The sequence below is a fragment of the Streptomyces brasiliensis genome (genome assembly GCF_014647875.1).
Classification (GTDB): Bacteria; Actinomycetota; Actinomycetes; order Streptomycetales; family Streptomycetaceae; genus Streptomyces; species Streptomyces brasiliensis.
The window spans coordinates 21,641-39,365 of record NZ_BMQA01000045.1; the positions used below are offsets into that span (position 1 = coordinate 21,641).

A 17,725-nucleotide genomic window follows, 5' to 3' on the forward strand; every position below is an offset into this window, starting at 1 on the left:
CGGCTTTTTGCGTCGGACCAGCAGTGGCCGCGCTGTGCGTCAGCGCGAGACCTTGCCGGCCTTGATGCACGAGGTGCAAGCGTTCACGCGCTTCGGCGTCCCGCCCACCACGGTACGCACACGCTGGATGTTCGGGTTCCAGCGGCGGGACGTACGGCGGTGCGAGTGCGAGATGGTGTTGCCGAAGCTCGGCCCCTTGCCGCAGACGTCGCAGTTGGCAGCCACGGGTCACTCCAAAGACTTCAGATGCACTTACGGTTGATCCCAGCATGCCGGGACCGGGATCCGAGGATCCGAGATCTTGAGTGGCGTTGCCAGGGGAATGGCCCGATCGAGATCGGGCAACCGGAGCAGCATACAACGGCTGCGTCCGTACAACGAAACTACCATGGCAGCTCGGGGCCCCGCTCCCGGCCCTGTTCCGGTGCACACCGACCCGGGGTCTACGCTGCGTCCCGTCCAGCAGCTCAAGGAGGCGCAGGTGGCGCAGGTGCCGCAGACATTCTTCGATGCTCTCGCGGTGCGCACCTGGTGCGGTCATGCGCTCCGTGCGCTGGGACAGGCGCGCGAGGAGATCGACGCCATCAACGTCTACCCGGTGGCGGACGGGGACACCGGTACGAACCTGTATCTGACGCTGGAGTCGGCCGTGGGCGCGGTCGAGGCCGTGTTCTCCGGGTACGAGGTGGGCGCCGCCCAGGGAGCCGGGCCCTCGCTGGCGGAGGCGGTGCGCGCGATGGCGCACGGCGCGCTCATCGGGGCGCGCGGGAACTCCGGGACGATCCTCGCGCAGCTGCTGCGCGGCATGGCCCAGGTGTTCGCCGCCGACGGTGAGACGACCCATACGGACGGACAGGGCCTGCGGCTCGCCCTGCGGCACGCCGCCGACGCCGCCCGCCTGGCCGTGGCACACCCGGTCGAGGGCACCGTCCTGACCGTCGCCTCGGCCGCTGCCGACGCCGCCGACGGGGCCGAGGGCGACTGCGGGACCGTCGCCCGGGCGGCCTACGAGGGGGCGCGCGCGGCCCTGGCGGTGACCCCGGGCCAGCTGGCCGTGCTGGAGCGGGCCGGGGTGGTCGACGCCGGCGGACGCGGCCTGGTCGCGGTGCTGGCGGCCCTGGTGGAGACGTTCACGGGGGAGGCGCCGGGGGCGCCGGTGCCGGTGCGCGGGGTGCACACGCACGCGGCGGCCCTCGCCGAGGCGCACGCGCGCGGGGTGGCCGCTGCCGCCGGCGGAGGCTGTGACGACGGGGCCGAGCCGGGCGGGCCCGCCTTCGAGGTGATCTACCTGTTGGAGGCCGGGGACAGCGCCGTGGACCGGCTGCGGACGCGGCTGGACGCCCTCGGAGACTCACTGGTCGTCGTCGGCGGGGACGGGCTGTGGAACGTGCATGTGCACGTCGACGACGCGGGCGCCGCCGTGGAGGCGGGCGTCGAGGCCGGGCGGCCGTACCGGATCCGGATCACCCACTTCGGGCTCGGCGACGTCCACACCCGGGGCGGTGCCCTGCCGCCGCGGGAGCGCGTGCAGCGGGCCGTGGTCGCGGTCGTCCCCGGGGAGGGCCTGGCCGGGCTGTACACCGAGGCCGGCGCGACCACCGTGCTCGCGCGCCCCGGGGAGCCGCCCGCCAGCGGGGAGCTGGTCGACGCCGTACGGCGCGCCCACGCGCGCGAGGTCGTGCTGCTGCCCAACGACGCCGAGCTGCGTCACACCGCGGCCGCCGCGGCCGAGCAGGCCCGCACCGAGGGCATCCGCGTCGCCCTCATCCCGACGCGCTCCGCGGTCCAGGGGATCGCCGCGCTCGCCGTGCACGAGCCGGAGCGCCGTTTCGACGAGGACGTGGTGTCGATGACATCGGCGGCCGGCGCCACCCGTCACGCCGAGGTCGTCGTCGCCGAGCGCCAGTCCTGGACCATGGCCGGCATCTGCCAGGCCGGTGACGTCCTGGGCCTGATCGACGGGGACGTGGCCGTCATCGGCACGGACGTCACGGCCACCGCCGAGTCGGTCCTGGACCGCATGCTCCAGGCCGGCGGCGAACTCGTCACCCTGGTCCTCGGCGACGAGGCCCCGACCACCATCGCCGACCGCCTCGAGGCACGCGTACGCGAGTCGTACCTCGCCGTCGACACGGTGGTGTACCGGGGCGGCCGCCAGGGAGCACTGCTGCTGATCGGCGTGGAGTGACGCTCGGGACCCGCGCACACGCGCGTGGAGCGAGCGCGGCTTCCGGAGAGGCCCTCGCCTGTTCTCGACTCGCTCCGGCGCGCGTGAGGCCCGCCCCGTTCACTCCTCCTCGAGGTTGAGCATCTGCGCCGCCTCCGCCCGGCACGACGCCACAGCCTCGTCCTCGTCGTCGGCTCCCTCGTACGCCTCGAGGACCGCACGCGCGCGTGCGACCGCCGCGGCCGGTTCCGCTCCGGTACGGCTGTGCAGCGCGGCGTCGCCGAGCGAGGCCGACACCGTCGCGGCCTTCGTCATCTCGGCCGGCGCCCGACCGTACGCGGCCCGGATCCCGGCGTCCTCGGGCACCGAGCGGGCCAGCTCGGCGATCGGCGGGGAGGGGTACGGGCGGTCCCAGGGCGCTGGCAGGTCGGTGACCACCGTCGCCCACCCGGACGTCGTACGGCAGCAGTGAGCCCAAGTCCCGGGCCAGGGTGAGGACACGCTCGGGCGCGAGCCACGCGCCGGCACCGGCCCGTGCCACCAGGTGCACGGTGGTGCCCGGTTCGGTCCGGGCCTCATCGGGCAGGGTGCGCACGGTGTACGAGCCGGCGTCGCTCGCCGTCCACTCCACTGGCGCGGCGCCGGGCGTCCGTGCGCTGCGGCTGGCGACGCGGATCCGCTCGGCGACCACGAAGCAGGCGGGCAGCCCGACGCCGAACCGGCCCAGGAACTCCGAACGGCCTCCTGCAGCCCTCCGGCCGCTTGGAGCTGCCACCGATCGTCGCCAGCAGGGTGTGCACGTCCGGCTCGGTGGGCCCGACGCCGGAGCTCTGAACGCGCAGGGTCCCGCCAGCCCGCCTGACCAGGGGTTTCCCAACACGTGTACGGCAATGTCGGTGGTGTGGTGTGCAATGGATCTCGTGTCCGCACTGGAAAAACCACTGGAGAAGGAGTTCGGCCCCGCCACCGGCAAGGTGATGGCCGAGCACCTCGGCCTGCACACCGTCGGCGACCTCCTGCACCATTACCCCCGCAGGTACGAGGAGCGGGGCCAGCTCACCCGCCTCGCCGACCTCCCCATGGACGAGCACGTCACGGTGGTCGCCCAGGTCGCCGACGCCCGCCTGCACACCTTCGCCTCCGCCAAGGCGCCCCGCGGCAAGGGCCAGCGCCTGGAGGTCACCATCACGGACGGCAGCGGACGCCTCCAACTGGTCTTCTTCGGCAACGGCGTTCACAAGCCGCACAAGGAACTGCTCCCCGGCACCCGCGCGATGTTCGCGGGCAAGGTCTCCGTGTTCAACCGCCGCCTGCAACTGGCGCATCCGGCGTACGAATTGCTGCACGGTGACGACGCCGCCGCGGAGACGGCCGAGACCTGGGCCGGCGCCCTGATCCCCATCTACCCGGCCACCGGCAAGATGGAGTCCTGGAAGATCGGCAAGGCGGTCCAGCAGATCCTCCCGACCGCCGACGAGGCCCTCGACCCGCTCCCCGGCTCCCTCCGCACGGGCCGCGGCCTGGTCACTCTCCCCGAGGCCCTCCACAAGATCCACCGCCCGCACACCAAGGCCGACATCGCCGACGCCCGCGCTCGCCTCAAGTGGGACGAGGCCTTCGTCCTCCAGGTTGCCCTGGCCCGCCGCCGCCACGCCGACGCCGTGCTGCCGGCGGTACCACGGCAGCCGGCCCCGGAGGGCCTCCTCACCGCCTTCGACGACCGCCTCCCCTTCACCCTCACGGAGGGTCAGCAGAAGGTCTCGAAGGAGATTTTCGACGACCTGGCGACGGACCACCCGATGCACCGCCTGCTGCAGGGAGAGGTCGGCAGCGGCAAGACCCTGGTCGCCCTGCGCGCCATGCTCGCCGTCGTCGACGCCGGAGGGCAGGCCGCCATGCTCGCGCCCACCGAGGTGCTCGCCCAGCAGCACCACCGGTCGATCACCGAGATGATGGGCGAGCTGGCCGAGGGTGGCATGCTGGGCGGCGCCGAGCAGGCCACCAAGGTGGTGCTGCTCACCGGCTCCATGGGAGCGGCCGCCCGCCGCCAGGCCCTGCTCGACCTCGTCACCGGCGAGGCCGGGATCGTGATCGGCACACACGCGCTGATCGAGGACAAGGTCCAGTTCCACGACCTCGGCCTGGTGGTCGTGGACGAACAGCACCGCTTCGGTGTCGAGCAGCGTGACGCCCTGCGCGGCAAGGGCAAGCAGCCCCCGCACCTCCTGGTCATGACGGCCACGCCGATCCCGCGCACGGTCGCGATGACGGTCTTCGGAGACCTGGAGACCTCGGTCCTCGACCAGCTCCCCGCAGGCCGCTCACCCATCGCCAGCCATGTCGTCCCGGCCGCCGACAAGCCCCACTTCCTGACGCGCGCCTGGGAGCGGGTCCGCGAGGAGGCGGCCAACGGCCATCAGGCGTACGTCGTCTGCCCGAGGATCGGCGACGAGGAGGACGACCCCAAGAAGGCGGGCAAGAAGAAGTCCCCCGAGGACGAGGCCGAGAAGCGCCCGCCCCTCGCCGTCCTCGACGTGGCCGACCAGCTGGGCAGAGGCCCGCTCCAGGGACTGAAGGTCGAGGTCCTGCACGGCCGTATGCAGCCGGACGACAAGGACGCCGTCATGCGCCGCTTCGCGGCCGGGGAGACGGACGTCCTGGTCGCGACCACGGTCATCGAGGTCGGCGTCAACGTCCCCAACGCCACGGCGATGGTGATCATGGACGCCGATCGCTTCGGTGTCTCCCAGCTCCATCAGCTGCGCGGCCGCGTCGGCCGGGGCGCGGCCCCCGGCCTCTGCCTCCTGGTCACGGAGATGCCCGAGGCCAGCGCGGCCCGCCAACGTCTGGACGCGGTCGCCGCCACCCTCGACGGCTTCGAACTCTCCCGCATCGACCTCGAACAACGGCGCGAGGGCGACGTCCTGGGCCAGGCCCAGTCGGGCGCCCGCACGAGCCTGCGCGTCCTGGCGGTGATCGAGGACGAGGACATCATCGCGGAGGCGAGGGAGGAGGCGACGGCGGTGGTGGCGGTCGATCCGGAGCTGGAACGCCTCCCTGGCCTGCGCACGGCCCTGGACGCCCTTTTGGACGAGGAGAGGGAGCAGTACCTGGAGAAGGGGTGAGTGGAACGCCCCGAAAGGGGCGCGGGCGCGAGCAACCAGGACGGACCAGCTGCCAAACTGAATCCGTAACCGCCCTCGAACAAGGACCCGAAATGACCCGCGTGATCGCCGGCAAGGCCGGGGGCCGCCGCCTGACCGTTCCGCCCGGGAACGGAACCCGCCCCACCTCCGACCGCGCACGCGAAGGCCTCTTCTCCACCTGGCAGTCCCTCCTCGGTGGCCCCCTGGAGGGGGAGCGGGTCCTCGACCTGTACGCCGGTTCAGGAGCCGTCGGCCTGGAGGCGCTGTCCCGCGGCGCGAGCCACACCCTCCTCGTCGAGGCCGACGTCCGCGCGGCCAAGGTCATCCGGGAGAACGTCAAGAATCTCGGCCTCCCCGGCGCCGAGGTGAGATCGGGCAAAGCCGAACAGATCGTTCAGTCACCGGCGCCGGCCGAGCCGTACGACCTCGTCTTCCTCGACCCCCCGTACGCCGTCACGGACGACGATCTTCGGGAGATTCTGCTCACACTCCGCACGCAGGGCTGGCTCGGGAAGGAAGCTCTCGTCACCGTGGAGCGCAGCACCAGAGGCGGCGAATTCGACTGGCCGGACGGCTTCGAGGCGATCCGGTCCCGTCGTTACGGCGAGGGAACGTTTTGGTACGGTCGCGCCGCCTCTACGTGCGAAGACGCACGATGACCGGACCGGAGAGCGAGGGATCACAAGTGCGCCGCGCCGTCTGTCCCGGGTCGTTCGACCCGATCACCAACGGACACCTCGACATCATCTCCCGTGCCTCCCGCCTCTACGACGAGGTGTACGTCGCGGTGATGATCAACAAGGCCAAGAAGGGCCTCTTCGAGATCGAGGAGCGAATCGACCTGATCCGCCAGGCCACCGCCGAGTTCGAGAACGTACGGGTCGAGGCCTTCCACGGCCTCCTCGTCGACTTCTGCAAGCAGCGTGACATCCCGGCCATCGTCAAGGGCCTGCGCGCTGTCAGCGACTTCGACTACGAGCTGCAGATGGCCCAGATGAACAACGGCCTCACGGGCGTCGAGACCCTCTTCGTGCCGACCAACCCGACCTACAGCTTCCTCTCGTCCTCCTTGGTCAAGGAGGTCGCGACCTGGGGCGGCGACGTCGCCCACCTGGTGCCGCCGGTCGTCCTGGAGGCACTCAACAAGCGTCTGCGCAAGGACTGATGGGGCTACAGTCGTCCCGTCCGTCTCCAACACAGCGGTAGAGAGTGGCGAGCACAGGTGGACGTCCAGAAGAAGCTCGACGAGATCGTGACCACGGTCTCCAGTGCCCGGGCCATGCCCATGTCGGCGTCGTGCGTGATCAACCGCGCCGAGCTGCTCGCGATGCTCGAAGAGGTGCGCCAGGCGCTGCCTGGCTCCCTCGCCCAGGCCGAGGAGCTGATCGGCGGCCGTGAGCAGATGGTCGAGCAGGCCCGCCAGGAGGCCGAGCGGATCATCGAGCACGCCCACGCCGAGCGCGGCTCGCTCATCTCGGACACCGAGGTCGCCCGCCGCTCGCAGGCCGAGGCGGACCGGATCCTCGCCGAGGCCCGCACGGAGGCCGAGGAGGTCCGCGCCGAGGCCGACGACTACGTCGACTCCAAGCTCGCCAACTTCGAGGTAGTCCTCACCAAGACCCTCGGCTCGGTCGGCCGCGGCCGCGAGAAGCTGCTCGGCACCGGCCCCGGCCTCGACGAGCAGGGCTACGAGGACGAGGACGCCCCCGAGCGCAGCCACGACCCGGAGACCCTGCGCCGCAACGCCCACGACTACGTCGACGTCAAGCTCGGCGCCTTCGAGGCGGTCCTGGCCAAGACCCTGGAGGCCGTAGGCCGCGGCCGGCAGAAGCTGCATGGCAGGATCGCCACTGACGACCTCGGTGCCCTCGCCGACGACCCCACGACCTTCCAGCACTCCAGCGACGCCGACTACCTCGCCGACCTGGCGGCCCTGTCCGACGAACCGGCCGAGCAGCAGCCGGCCCGGCAACAGCCGGCCCAGCAGCAGCCCCAGCCGCCGCGGCAGCCCGCGTACGAGCCGCAGCCGGCCCGGCAACAGCCGGCCCAGCAGCAGCCCCAGCTGCCGCGGCAGCCCGCGTACGAGCCGCAGCCCGTGCAGACGGCGTACGGCTACCAGCAGCCCGACGCCTACGGCTACCAGTACGCCCAGCAGCAGGACCCGTACGGCTACCAGCAGGCCGACCCGTACGCGGCGTACCAGGGCTACGACCCGCAACAGCAGGGCGGCTACGACCCCAACGCCGTCCGGCAGCAGCCCCAGCAACCCGCCGAGGAGGCCCAGCAGGGTTACGACCTCGACGAGACCAGCCTCTTCGACACCAGCATGATCAGCGCCGAGCAGCTGCGGGCGTACGAGCAGGGGCGAGGCCTGTAGCGGCCGGTGCCGGCGGCCCCGGCCGCCGGGTGCGACCACCGGATTGGGCCGAAAGCGAAAGGTCCAGTATCCTGGCTCTTCGGTCGCGTGTACGCCCGCGATCAGCGCTGCCCCGGGAACATCGCGGGACGGCGTCCCCCAGCTCTGAAGATCGAAAGCAGGAATGGCCCCTCACACGCGCCTCGACCACCGCAACCCGCTCGTGTTCGACACTCACGAGCTCGGGCGGCGGCCCGGTGCGCTGCAGCGGCTGACCCGCACGATCGACGCTCCCAAGGATCTCGGCATCGAGGGGGTCATCGGAGTGCCGGAAGGCGCCTCGGTGGAGCTCGAACTCCGGCTCGAGTCGGTCATGGAAGGTGTGCTCGTCACAGGCACCGCCCGTGCACAGGCCGAGGGGGAGTGCGTAAGGTGTCTGGAGCCGCTTCAGCTCGACGTCGAAGCGGACTTCCAGGAGATGTTCTCGTACCCTGACGCCGACGACCGGGGCCGCGTGAAGGCGGAACCGGCCGACGACGCCGAGGACGACGAGGACAGGCTCTTCCTCGAGGACGGCCTGTTCGGCCTCGAACCGGTGCTGCGCGATGCGGTGGTGCTCGCACTGCCGATGCAGCCGGTGTGCCAGGAAGACTGCCCGGGACTGTGCTCTCAGTGCGGAGTACGGCTCGCGGACGACCCGGACCACCACCATGACGCCGTCGACATCCGTTGGGCGGCTTTGCAGGGACTCGCCGGCACCACGTCGGACGAGAAGGACGAGATGAGCGGCGCCGAACCGGGCGTCGACGAGAAGCAGGAGAAGTAGCCGTGGCTGTTCCGAAGCGGAAGATGTCGCGCAGCAACACGCGCCACCGCCGGTCGCAGTGGAAGGCTGCGGTCCCCACCCTGGTTGCGTGCGAGCGCTGCCACGAGCCCAAGCAGCAGCACATCGCGTGCCCGTCTTGCGGCACCTACAACAAGCGCCAGGTCCTCGAGGTCTGAGCGGCTGGTGAGAGGCACAGTGTCCAGTCCCAAGAAGGCGGCTGACGCCAAGGCGGACCCGTCCGCCAAGAAGAAAGCGGACAACACGGCCTCGTCCCACACGCTTCTGGAAGGGCGGCTCGGCTACCAGCTCGAGTCCGCCCTTCTGGTGCGAGCACTGACCCATCGTTCCTACGCGTACGAGAACGGCGGTCTGCCGACGAACGAGCGGCTGGAGTTCCTCGGGGACTCCGTACTCGGCCTCGTCGTCACGGACACGCTGTACCGCACCCACCCCGACCTGCCCGAGGGCCAGCTGGCCAAGCTCCGGGCAGCGGTGGTGAACTCGCGTGCGCTCGCGGAAGTGGGTCGCGGCCTCGACCTGGGCTCCTTCATCCGGCTCGGCCGCGGTGAAGAGGGCACGGGCGGCCGGGACAAGGCGTCCATCCTCGCCGACACCCTGGAAGCGGTGATCGGCGCGGTCTATCTCGACCAGGGCCTCGACTCGGCGTCCGAGCTGGTGCACCGGCTCTTCGACCCGCTGATCGAGAAGTCCTCGAGCCTCGGAGCCGGCCTGGACTGGAAGACCAGTCTCCAGGAGCTCACCGCGACGGAGGGACTCGGCGTGCCCGAGTACCTGGTCACGGAGACCGGCCCCGACCACGAGAAGACCTTCACTGCTGCCGCCCGCGTCGGAGGCGTCTCGTACGGCACCGGCACCGGCCGCAGCAAGAAGGAGGCGGAGCAACAGGCCGCCGAGTCCGCCTGGCGGTCCATCCGGGCCGCGGCGGACGAGCGTGCCACGGCGGCCGCAGAGGCCGACGACCCGTCCTCCGCCTCCGCCTGACGCAGCAGAACAGCGAGATCGAGCGCCCGCTCCCGCGAGGGGGCGGGCGCTCGGCTCATCCACGGTTCGTGTACGGGGGTTGTGATGCCCGAATTGCCCGAGGTCGAGGTCGTGCGGCGCGGTCTCGCGCGGTGGGTCGCCCATCGCACCATCGCCGACGCCGAGGTGCTGCACCCCCGTGCCGTACGGCGTCATGTGCCCGGACCGGACGACTTCACGCAGCGGCTCAAGGGCCACCCCATCGGCAGTCCGTGCCGGCGCGGCAAGTACCTGTGGCTGCCGCTGGAGGACACCGACGAGTCGGTCCTGGCGCACCTCGGCATGAGCGGCCAACTGCTGGTGCAGCCGCACGAGACGCCGGACGAGAAGCACCTGCGCATCCGCGTCCGGTTCGCCGACGCTCTCGGCACGGAACTCCGCTTCGTCGACCAACGCACCTTCGGCGGGCTGTCGTTGCACGACAACACCCCCGACGGACTGCCCGACGTCATCGCGCACATCGCCCGTGACCCCCTCGACCCGCTGTTCGACGACGAGGCGTTCCACCAGGCCCTGCGGCGCAAGCGCACCACCATCAAACGGGCCCTGCTCGACCAGTCGTTGATCAGCGGCGTCGGCAACATCTATGCGGACGAGGCGCTTTGGCGCGCCCGTCTGCACTACGACCGCCCCACCGCGACGTTCACCCGCCCACGTACCGCTGAACTCCTGGGCCACGTACGGGACGTGATGACGGCGGCCCTCTCCGTCGGCGGCACCAGCTTCGACAGCCTGTACGTCAACGTGAACGGCGAGTCGGGGTACTTCGACCGCTCGCTCGACGCGTACGGCCGCGAGGGCCTGCCCTGCAAGCGCTGTGGCACCCCGATGCGCCGCCGCCCGTGGATGAACCGCTCCAGCTGCTTCTGCCCGAAGTGCCAACGGCCGCCGAGCGCACGGGTCGTGTGAGGGGTACCGCCCGCACGGCCGCGGACCCGGGGTGAGAGCATCATGTTCATGTCGCTACCCCAGCCCGCGGACCTGACCACGCTCGTCCTGCGCACCGACTTCGCCGACGACGCCGCGTGGGAGGCCGTGCGGAAGGAGATCGAGGCGGCCGACGACAAGAGCACAGCCACCTTCGTCAGCGACCCGCGGTTCGCGGACGCGGGCGTCCAGGCGGTGCTCGACGCGGAGGCGGCCGCCGCGGAGGACGACAAGGTCTGCGAGGTCTTCCTCGCCGACGCGACCACCATGAGCGACGCGGCGCACCCGCTCCTCGCGGTCGACCTGTTCGACGAGCCCGGGCGGACGTTCCGCGTGCCGGTCCGCTGGTTCCCGGAGATCTCCGCCAACCTGAGCATCGCGAACGCGGACTTCGCCGACTACGCGGACGCGGCCGACGCGTCGGGCACATTCCAGGGCTTCGACACCGTCTGACGGCTTCTTGTCCGGGGTCTCAGTCCCGGCAGGCGTCGTACGTCTGCCGGGCCGCCAGCACGTCGTCCATCGAGCCCTCCACGAAGCGGATGAGGGACAGCAGACGCTCGGCGACCTCATGGCCCAGCGGGGTCAACTCGTAGTCCACGCGCGGCGGGTTCGTCGGCTGGGCCTCGCGGTGGACCAGTCCGTCGCGCTCCAGCGCGTGCAGGGTCTGGGACAGCATCTTCTCGCTCACGCCGTCCACGCGGCGGCGCAGCTCGTTGAAGCGGAACGGGCCCTCGTGCAGGGCGCCCAGGGTGAGCGCGCCCCAGCGGCCCGTGACGTGCTCCAGCGTGCCGCGCGACGGGCAGGTCTTCGCGAACACGTTGTACGGGAGGTGCCGCAGGTTCTGCCCCGCCGTGAGCTCCTCGGCGCTGTTCACGCCGCAAGCGTACTCGCAGGCAGCGCTAACCTATAGGTTGCACTAACTAAAAGCTGGCGCTTTCGCTCTCCATCGCCTACCACTCCGGCTACGGCCACACCACGGTCCTCGCCGAGGAGCAGTGGGGGACGCTGGACCGATCATGGGCACCGCCTCAGGCGCATGAACCGGATCAACCTCGGTCTGCACGCACCCGATGCCGACCAGCGCGACGCGCACTCGGGCCGTCGTGGATGCGGTCTTCGGGGACGGCCCGGCTACCGATGACGGCCCCGAGACGGCCCAAGAGACCTCATAGGGCGCTGACCTGCGGAATTCTCAATAGCCGAAGTCCTGTGTCCACCAGGGGCCGCCGGCGGCGAAGTGCACGCCGACGCCCAGCGTCTTGAAGTCGCAGTTCAGTATGTTCGCCCGGTGGCCGGGGCTGTTCATCCAGGCCTCCATCACGGCGGCCGCGTCTGCCTGACCCCGGGCTATGTTCTCGCCGCCGAGGTCGATGATGCCGGCCTCAGCGGCGCGGTCCCACGGGGTCGCGCCGTCCGGGTCGGTGTGGTCGAAGAAGTCCCGCGAGGCCATGTCCTCACTGAAGGACTCGGCCAGCCGGGTCAGCGAGCTGTTCGCGGAGGCCGGGCTGCACCCCACCTTCGCCCGCTCGTCGTTGACCAGCTTCAGCACCTCCGCCTCGGCGGCGGCCTGTGCGGAGACCTTCGCCGGGGCCGAGGGATGCTTGGGCGCCTTCGTCGCGGCCGGGTGCTTCGGCTTGGGCTTCATCTGCCCGGGCGGGGCGGTCTGCTTCGGCTTCTTCGAGGGGGTCGTGACCGGCGCGGGCGCCGTCGGCGCGGAGGCGGACGCCGTGGGCGAGACCGAGCGGTCGCTGTCCCGGCTCGTCGTGCCGCCGCCGCTGTCCCGGCCCGCTTCCGCGCTGCCGGAGGTGCCGCCCTGCCCGCTCGCCGAGTTGCTCGGCACGCCCGCGGCCTGCACGTTGTCACCGCCGGAGGCGCTGGTGCCGCCGCCGAGCCGGTAGTTGTCGAGGCCGGGCACCACGCCCGTGGCCACGGCGACCGTGCCGATGGCGACGGCGGCGGAGACCCCGAGCAGCCCCGTGCGCACGGGCGTCACGGCCTTCTTCTTCCGCCGGCGCCCACGGCTCCGCTCCGCGCCGCCGGCCGGTGCGAACCCGTCCGCGTATCCGTCGGTGGCGTAGCCGTCCGTCGCGAAGTTCTCCGCGTAGAAGCTCTGTGTGGCGAACCCGTCGGCGGAGAAGCTGATCGTGTCCGAGACGGGCCCGTACTCGTCGTCCGTTGCGTACAGGTACGCCGAACTCCGCGCATTGGTGTCGGCGTACGCCTCAGGGTTCAGATAGGGCGCGATGCCCATGGTGGCGGGGCGACCCCTGTACGAGCCGTGGGGGTCGTGGCTGTCCGTGGCGGGACCGTGCGTCTCCGTGATCCCCGTGGCGCGGCCCGTGGCGGCGCGGCCGGCGGCTGAGCGTCGGTGGCGTCCCATGTCCTGGCCTTCCTCGTGCCGGCGGGCGACCGCGCTCGTTCGACCTCGCGGGCCAACCCAACTCACTCGATCGAGTGAGTTTCATATGAGATTCATTGGGTGGGGACGCTACCGCATGGCGGGAGGGGAGGAAGTGCCTCGAGGGACATTGCCCGGTTAGGTTGCAGCCATGAGCGAGGATGTGCGACTGGTCGCCTGGGTACGGGGACGCGTCCAAGGTGTGGGTTTCCGCTGGTTCACGCGTGCCAAGGCCCTGGAGATCGGGGGCCTGAGCGGGTTTGCCGTCAATCTGGGGGACGGTCGCGTCCAGGTGGTCGCCGAGGGTTCGCGCGAGGGCTGCGAAGGACTTCTCGACTGGCTCCAGGGCAGCGACACGCCCGGGCGCGTGGACGGTGTCACCGAGATCTGGGACACACCCCGTGGCGGCTACGACGGCTTCGCCATCCGCTGAGTCCGTTCTGTAAAGCCGCGCAGGCGGCAGTGGCGGGGCATGCCTCCGGCAGCTGCCGGAGGCAGAAACGGCCTGGTGGTTGCCAAGAACGGCGCGCCGTGGCAGGCTCCGCTCTTACAGGTGATCGCTCAGCCCCTGGGGCCCCGCGAAAGTCGCAGCGCCGCGGTCTGTCGGCCGCGTGCCACCGGGTTGCCCGTCAATACGGGGCGTGATCGTGTTGACCGTCAAACTTTTTGGTGAGACGCTGAAAGCCCCGCGCACCTTAGCTGTTTGGCATGTAGCAATGGCAGAGAAACACTCGAGTGTGTCAAGCACCGCGGGTGCGAATCCCTCACGACCCACACCGCTTCGGTCGGTCACTCAGTGTGGAGGACCATCCATCATGGCAAAGGCGCTTCTCGGTTACGTCGGCGGCTCCGACCCTCGACTCCTCGCCGAGATGCGACGGCTCCAGCAGCGCGTACAGGACCTGGAATCCGAGCTCGTACGGATCCAGGCGGAGAACGATGAGCTGGCGGCTGCCGCTTCTCACGACAGGATCATGGAGAGCATCGACGCACACCAGGCGGAGCCTGCGCTCACCTGATCGCTGCATCGCTCCACGACAGCTCACGCAGTGGTCGGGCTGCCCGTATCAACCGCTAAGTTGTCAGAGTTGCAAGGGACGCCTCGGCGTCCCTTCTTTCTTGCCCCCGCGCATCCTTTCACCCTCTTTAACGTCTGGTGTGCCCTGCATGTTCATGCGTGAAACCGTGAGGTTGCGAGGGTTCATGGAGTGAGATAGCGGCGGAAGGTAGAGTCCAGCGGCGTGCACCTCAAGGCCCTGACCCTCCGCGGGTTCAAGTCGTTCGCCTCGGCGACCACGCTCCGGTTCGAGCCGGGCATCACGTGTGTCGTCGGTCCGAACGGCTCCGGCAAGTCCAATGTCGTGGACGCGCTCAGCTGGGTCATGGGAGAGCAGGGCGCCAAGTCGCTGCGCGGCGGCAAGATGGAGGACGTCATCTTCGCCGGCACCACCGGCCGCCCTCCGCTGGGCCGCGCCGAGGTGTCCCTGACCATCGACAACTCCGACGGTGCCCTGCCCATCGAGTACGCCGAGGTCACCATCACGCGGATCATGTTCCGCAACGGCGGCAGCGAGTACCAGATCAACGGCGACACCTGTCGCCTCCTCGACATCCAGGACCTGCTCTCCGACTCCGGCATCGGCCGCGAGATGCACGTCATCGTCGGCCAGGGCCAGCTCGACTCCGTCCTGCACGCCGACCCCATGGGCCGCCGCGCCTTCATCGAGGAGGCGGCCGGCGTCCTCAAGCACCGCAAGCGCAAGGAGAAGGCGCTGCGGAAGCTGGACGCGATGCAGGCCAACCTCGCGCGCGTGCAGGACCTCACCGACGAACTGCGCCGCCAGCTCAAGCCGCTGGGCCGGCAGGCGGCGGTCGCCCGCCGGGCGGCCGTGATCCAGGCGGATCTGCGCGACGCGCGCCTGCGCCTCCTGGCCGACGATCTCGTACGGCTGCGGGAGGCGCTCAAGGCCGAGGTCGCAGACGAGGCCGCGCTGAAGGAGCGCAAGGAAGCCGCCGAGCAGGAGCTGAAGAAGGCGCTCCAGCGCGAGGCCCTGCTCGAGGACGAGGTACGGCAGCTCACGCCCAGGCTGCAGCGCGCCCAGCAGACCTGGTACGAGCTGTCCCAGCTCGCCGAGCGCGTCCGGGGCACGATCTCGCTGGCCGACGCGCGCGTGAAGAGCGCGACCTCGGCGCCGCTGGAGGAGCGGCGCGGCCGGGACCCCGAGGACATGGAGCGCGAGGCCGCCCGCATCCGTGAGCAGGAGGCCGAACTGGAGGCCGCTCTGGAAGCGGCCCAGCGTGCGCTCGACGACACTGTCGGCCACCGTGCCGAACTTGAGCGTGAACTCGCCGTCGAGGAACGGCGGTTGAAGGACGTGGCGCGTGCCATCGCCGACCGGCGGGAGGGCCTGGCCCGGCTGAACGGGCAGGTCAATGCCGCCCGTTCGCGGGCCGCCGCAGCGCAGTCCGAGATCGACCGGCTGGCCGCGGCCCGGGACGAGGCCCAGGAACGGGCCGTCGTCGCGCAGGAGGAGTACGAGGCGCTGAAGGCGGAGGTCGACGGCCTCGACGCGGGCGACGCCGAACTAGGTGAGCAGCACGAGGCGGCCAGGCGGCAGCTCGCCGAGGCCGAGAGCGCCCTGTCCGCGGCCCGCGAGGCGACCACGGCGGCGGAGCGCCGGCGCGCGGCGACCCAAGCCCGCCACGAGGCGCTGGCGCTGGGCCTCAGGCGGAAGGACGGCACCGGAATACTGCTGGGGGCACGGGATCGGCTCACCGGGGTCCTGGGCCCAGCGGCGGAGCTGCTGACGGTGGCCCCCGGCCACGAGGTCGCCCTCGCCGCGGCCTTCGGCGCGGCGGCCGACGCCGTCGCCGTGGCGACCCCGGCCTCGGCGGCCGAAGCGATCCGCCTGTTGCGCAAGCAGGACGGCGGCCGAGCGGCCCTGCTGCTGGCGGGGGAGGAGACGCCCCAGGTGGGCGCGGACCGTATCGACATGCGGCTCCGCAGCGCAGACGCGACCAGCCACGACGAGCCCACAGCCGATGGACAACCCCGCTCACACCTCCTCGCGGCCGACCTCGTCCGCGGCCCCGCCGAACTGATGCCCGCCGTACGCCGGCTGCTGCGCGGGATCGTGGTCGTCGGGACGCTGGAGGACGCCGAGGACCTGGTTTACGCTCGCCCGGAGCTGACCGCGGTGACCGCCGAGGGCGACCTGCTCGGCGCTCACTTCGCGCACGGCGGATCCGCCGGCGCGCCGAGTCTGCTCGAGGTGCAGGCGTCCGTCGACGAGGCCGCCGCCGAGCTGGAGGAGCTGGCCGTACGGTGTGCGGCGCTGACCGAGGCCCAGCAGGCGGCGGGGGAGCGGCGCAAGGAGTGTGCCGGGCTCGTCGAGGAGCTGGGGGAGCGGCGGCGGGCGGCCGACCGGGAGAAGTCGGCCGTCGCCCAGCAGCTCGGACGGCTCGCCGGCCAGGCCCGCGGCGCCGCAGGTGAGGCCGAGCGGTCCACCGCGGCGGCGGCCCGTGCGCAGGAGGCCCTCGACAAGGCTGTCCAGGAGGCCGAGGAACTCGCCGAGCGGCTCGCCGTCGCCGAGGAGATGCCGGTCGAGGAGGAACCGGACACCTCCGTGCGCGACCGGCTCGCGGCCGATGGTGCCAACGCACGGCAGACCGAGATGGAGGCCCGCCTCCAGGTCCGTACGCACGAGGAGCGGGTCAAGGGCCTCGCGGGACGGGCCGACGCGCTCGACCGGGGCGCCCGCGCCGAGCGCGAGGCACGCGCGCGTGCGGAACAGCGGCGCGCGCGCATGCGTTACGAGGCCTCCGTTGCGGAGGCCGTCGCCTCCGGCGCCCGCCAGCTGCTCGCCCACGTCGAGGTGTCGCTGGGCCGGGCCGACCAGGAGCGCGCCGCCGCCGAGGCGGCCAAGGCGCAGCGCGAGCAGGAACTGGCCGCCGCCCGCACCACGGGCCGCGACCTCAAGTCCGAACTCGACAAGCTGACGGACTCGGTGCACCGCGGTGAGGTACTCGGTGCCGAGAAGCGCATGCGCATCGAGCAGCTGGAGACGAAGGCGCTGGAGGAACTGGGCGTCGAACCGGCGGGGCTCGTCTCCGAGTACGGTCCGCACCAGCTCGTCCCGCCGTCCCCGCCCGCCGAGGGCGAGGTCCTCCCGGAGGACCCGGAGCACCCCCGCAACCAGCCGAGGAAGTTCGTGCGCGCCGAGCAGGAGAAGCGGCTCAAGGCCGCCGAGCGCGCCTACCAGCAGCTCGGCAAGGTGAACCCGCTGGCCCTGGAGGAGTTCGCGGCGCTGGAGGAGCGGCACAAGTTCCTCAGCGAGCAGCTCGAGGACCTGAAGAAGACCCGCGCGGATCTGCTCCAGGTCGTCAAGGAGGTCGACGAGCGCGTCGAGCAGGTCTTCACCGAGGCCTTCCGGGACACGGCCCGGGAGTTCGAGGGCGTCTTCAGCCGGCTGTTCCCGGGTGGTGAGGGCCGGCTCGTCCTGACCGACCCCGACAACATGCTCACCACGGGCGTGGACGTCGAGGCCCGCCCGCCGGGCAAGAAGGTCAAGCGGCTGTCGCTGCTGTCCGGCGGCGAACGGTCGCTGACCGCCGTCGCGATGCTCGTGTCCATCTTCAAGGCCCGACCGAGCCCCTTCTATGTGATGGACGAGGTCGAGGCCGCCCTCGACGACACCAACCTGCAGCGGCTGATCCGTATCATGCAGGAGTTGCAGGAGTCCTCGCAGCTCATCGTGATCACGCACCAGAAGCGCACGATGGAGGTCGCCGACGCTCTGTACGGCGTCTCGATGCAGGGGGACGGTGTGTCGAAGGTCATCTCGCAGCGATTGCGGTGACC

At 71.2% G+C, this 17,725-nt stretch carries 16 protein-coding genes and 1 pseudogene; 13 read left to right on the plus strand and 4 right to left on the minus strand.

Features of this window, described 5'->3' with window-relative positions; all coding sequences use genetic code 11:
- Positions 1-39 precede the first annotated feature (39 nt).
- Positions 40-225, minus strand: a complete 186-nt coding sequence (rpmB, locus tag IEZ19_RS37610; protein ID WP_189315881.1) for a 50S ribosomal protein L28 — start codon at positions 223-225, stop codon at positions 40-42.
- Between the two features lie 256 nt (positions 226-481).
- On the opposite strand from rpmB, the gene fakA reads away from it, so the two are divergent.
- A complete protein-coding gene (gene fakA, locus IEZ19_RS37615) occupies positions 482-2,188 on the plus strand; it encodes a DAK2 domain-containing protein (protein ID WP_189315904.1) in 1,707 nt (568 codons plus the stop codon).
- Between the two features lie 366 nt (positions 2,189-2,554).
- On the opposite strand, the pseudogene IEZ19_RS37620 reads toward fakA, so the two are convergent.
- Positions 2,555-3,018, minus strand: a pseudogene (locus IEZ19_RS37620) (HSP90 family protein); the annotation flags it as partial.
- Positions 3,019-3,078: 60 nt separating this feature from the next.
- On the opposite strand from IEZ19_RS37620, the gene recG reads away from it, so the two are divergent.
- From recG to IEZ19_RS37665, 9 genes are all read left to right on the plus strand, one after another.
- Entirely contained in the window at positions 3,079-5,292 is a 2,214-nt protein-coding gene (gene recG / locus IEZ19_RS37625) for an ATP-dependent DNA helicase RecG (RefSeq protein ID WP_189315882.1), read from the plus strand.
- 92 nt (positions 5,293-5,384) lie between these two features.
- Entirely contained in the window at positions 5,385-5,972 is a 588-nt protein-coding gene (rsmD, locus tag IEZ19_RS37630; RefSeq protein WP_189315883.1) for a 16S rRNA (guanine(966)-N(2))-methyltransferase RsmD, read from the plus strand.
- A 26-nt stretch (positions 5,973-5,998) separates the two neighbouring features.
- Positions 5,999-6,478 carry a pantetheine-phosphate adenylyltransferase gene (gene coaD / locus IEZ19_RS37635; protein ID WP_189315884.1) on the plus strand — a complete coding sequence of 160 codons (480 nt, stop codon included), beginning with the start codon at positions 5,999-6,001 and terminating at the stop codon, positions 6,476-6,478.
- Between the two features lie 57 nt (positions 6,479-6,535).
- Positions 6,536-7,690 (plus strand): cell division initiation protein, encoded by a 1,155-nt coding sequence (locus tag IEZ19_RS37640; RefSeq protein ID WP_189315885.1) that lies wholly within the window; start codon positions 6,536-6,538, stop codon positions 7,688-7,690.
- Between the two features lie 163 nt (positions 7,691-7,853).
- Positions 7,854-8,495: a YceD family protein gene (locus IEZ19_RS37645; protein ID WP_189315886.1), complete on the plus strand. Its 642-nt coding sequence runs from the start codon at positions 7,854-7,856 to the stop codon at positions 8,493-8,495.
- A 2-nt stretch (positions 8,496-8,497) separates the two neighbouring features.
- Positions 8,498-8,671 carry a 50S ribosomal protein L32 gene (gene rpmF, locus IEZ19_RS37650; protein WP_003951102.1) on the plus strand — a complete coding sequence of 58 codons (174 nt, stop codon included), beginning with the start codon at positions 8,498-8,500 and terminating at the stop codon, positions 8,669-8,671.
- Positions 8,672-8,678: 7 nt separating this feature from the next.
- Complete coding sequence (gene rnc / locus IEZ19_RS37655) at positions 8,679-9,497, plus strand: ribonuclease III (RefSeq protein WP_189315887.1); 819 nt, start codon at positions 8,679-8,681, stop codon at positions 9,495-9,497.
- 84 nt (positions 9,498-9,581) lie between these two features.
- Positions 9,582-10,445, plus strand: a complete 864-nt coding sequence (gene mutM / locus IEZ19_RS37660; protein ID WP_189315888.1) for a bifunctional DNA-formamidopyrimidine glycosylase/DNA-(apurinic or apyrimidinic site) lyase — start codon at positions 9,582-9,584, stop codon at positions 10,443-10,445.
- A 48-nt stretch (positions 10,446-10,493) separates the two neighbouring features.
- On the plus strand, positions 10,494-10,916 hold the full coding sequence (locus IEZ19_RS37665) for a DUF6924 domain-containing protein (protein WP_189315889.1): 423 nt from the start codon (positions 10,494-10,496) through the stop codon (positions 10,914-10,916).
- A 19-nt stretch (positions 10,917-10,935) separates the two neighbouring features.
- Here IEZ19_RS37665 and IEZ19_RS37670 read toward each other — a convergent pair whose 3' ends face one another.
- Positions 10,936-11,340, minus strand: a complete 405-nt coding sequence (locus IEZ19_RS37670) for a winged helix-turn-helix transcriptional regulator (RefSeq protein WP_189315890.1) — start codon at positions 11,338-11,340, stop codon at positions 10,936-10,938.
- Between the two features lie 318 nt (positions 11,341-11,658).
- Positions 11,659-12,846, minus strand: a complete 1,188-nt coding sequence (locus IEZ19_RS37675) for a CAP domain-containing protein (protein ID WP_189315891.1) — start codon at positions 12,844-12,846, stop codon at positions 11,659-11,661.
- 169 nt (positions 12,847-13,015) lie between these two features.
- Here IEZ19_RS37675 and IEZ19_RS37680 point away from each other — a divergent pair, with 169 nt between their 5' ends.
- The 3 genes from IEZ19_RS37680 (at position 13,016) to smc (ending at position 17,723) form a co-directional block, all read left to right on the plus strand.
- Entirely contained in the window at positions 13,016-13,297 is a 282-nt protein-coding gene (locus tag IEZ19_RS37680) for an acylphosphatase (protein ID WP_189315892.1), read from the plus strand.
- Positions 13,298-13,679: 382 nt separating this feature from the next.
- A complete protein-coding gene (locus IEZ19_RS37685; protein ID WP_007384948.1) occupies positions 13,680-13,883 on the plus strand; it encodes a hypothetical protein in 204 nt (67 codons plus the stop codon).
- A 222-nt stretch (positions 13,884-14,105) separates the two neighbouring features.
- Positions 14,106-17,723 (plus strand): chromosome segregation protein SMC, encoded by a 3,618-nt coding sequence (smc, locus tag IEZ19_RS37690; RefSeq protein ID WP_189315893.1) that lies wholly within the window; start codon positions 14,106-14,108, stop codon positions 17,721-17,723.
- The last annotated feature ends 2 nt before the right edge of the window (positions 17,724-17,725 follow it).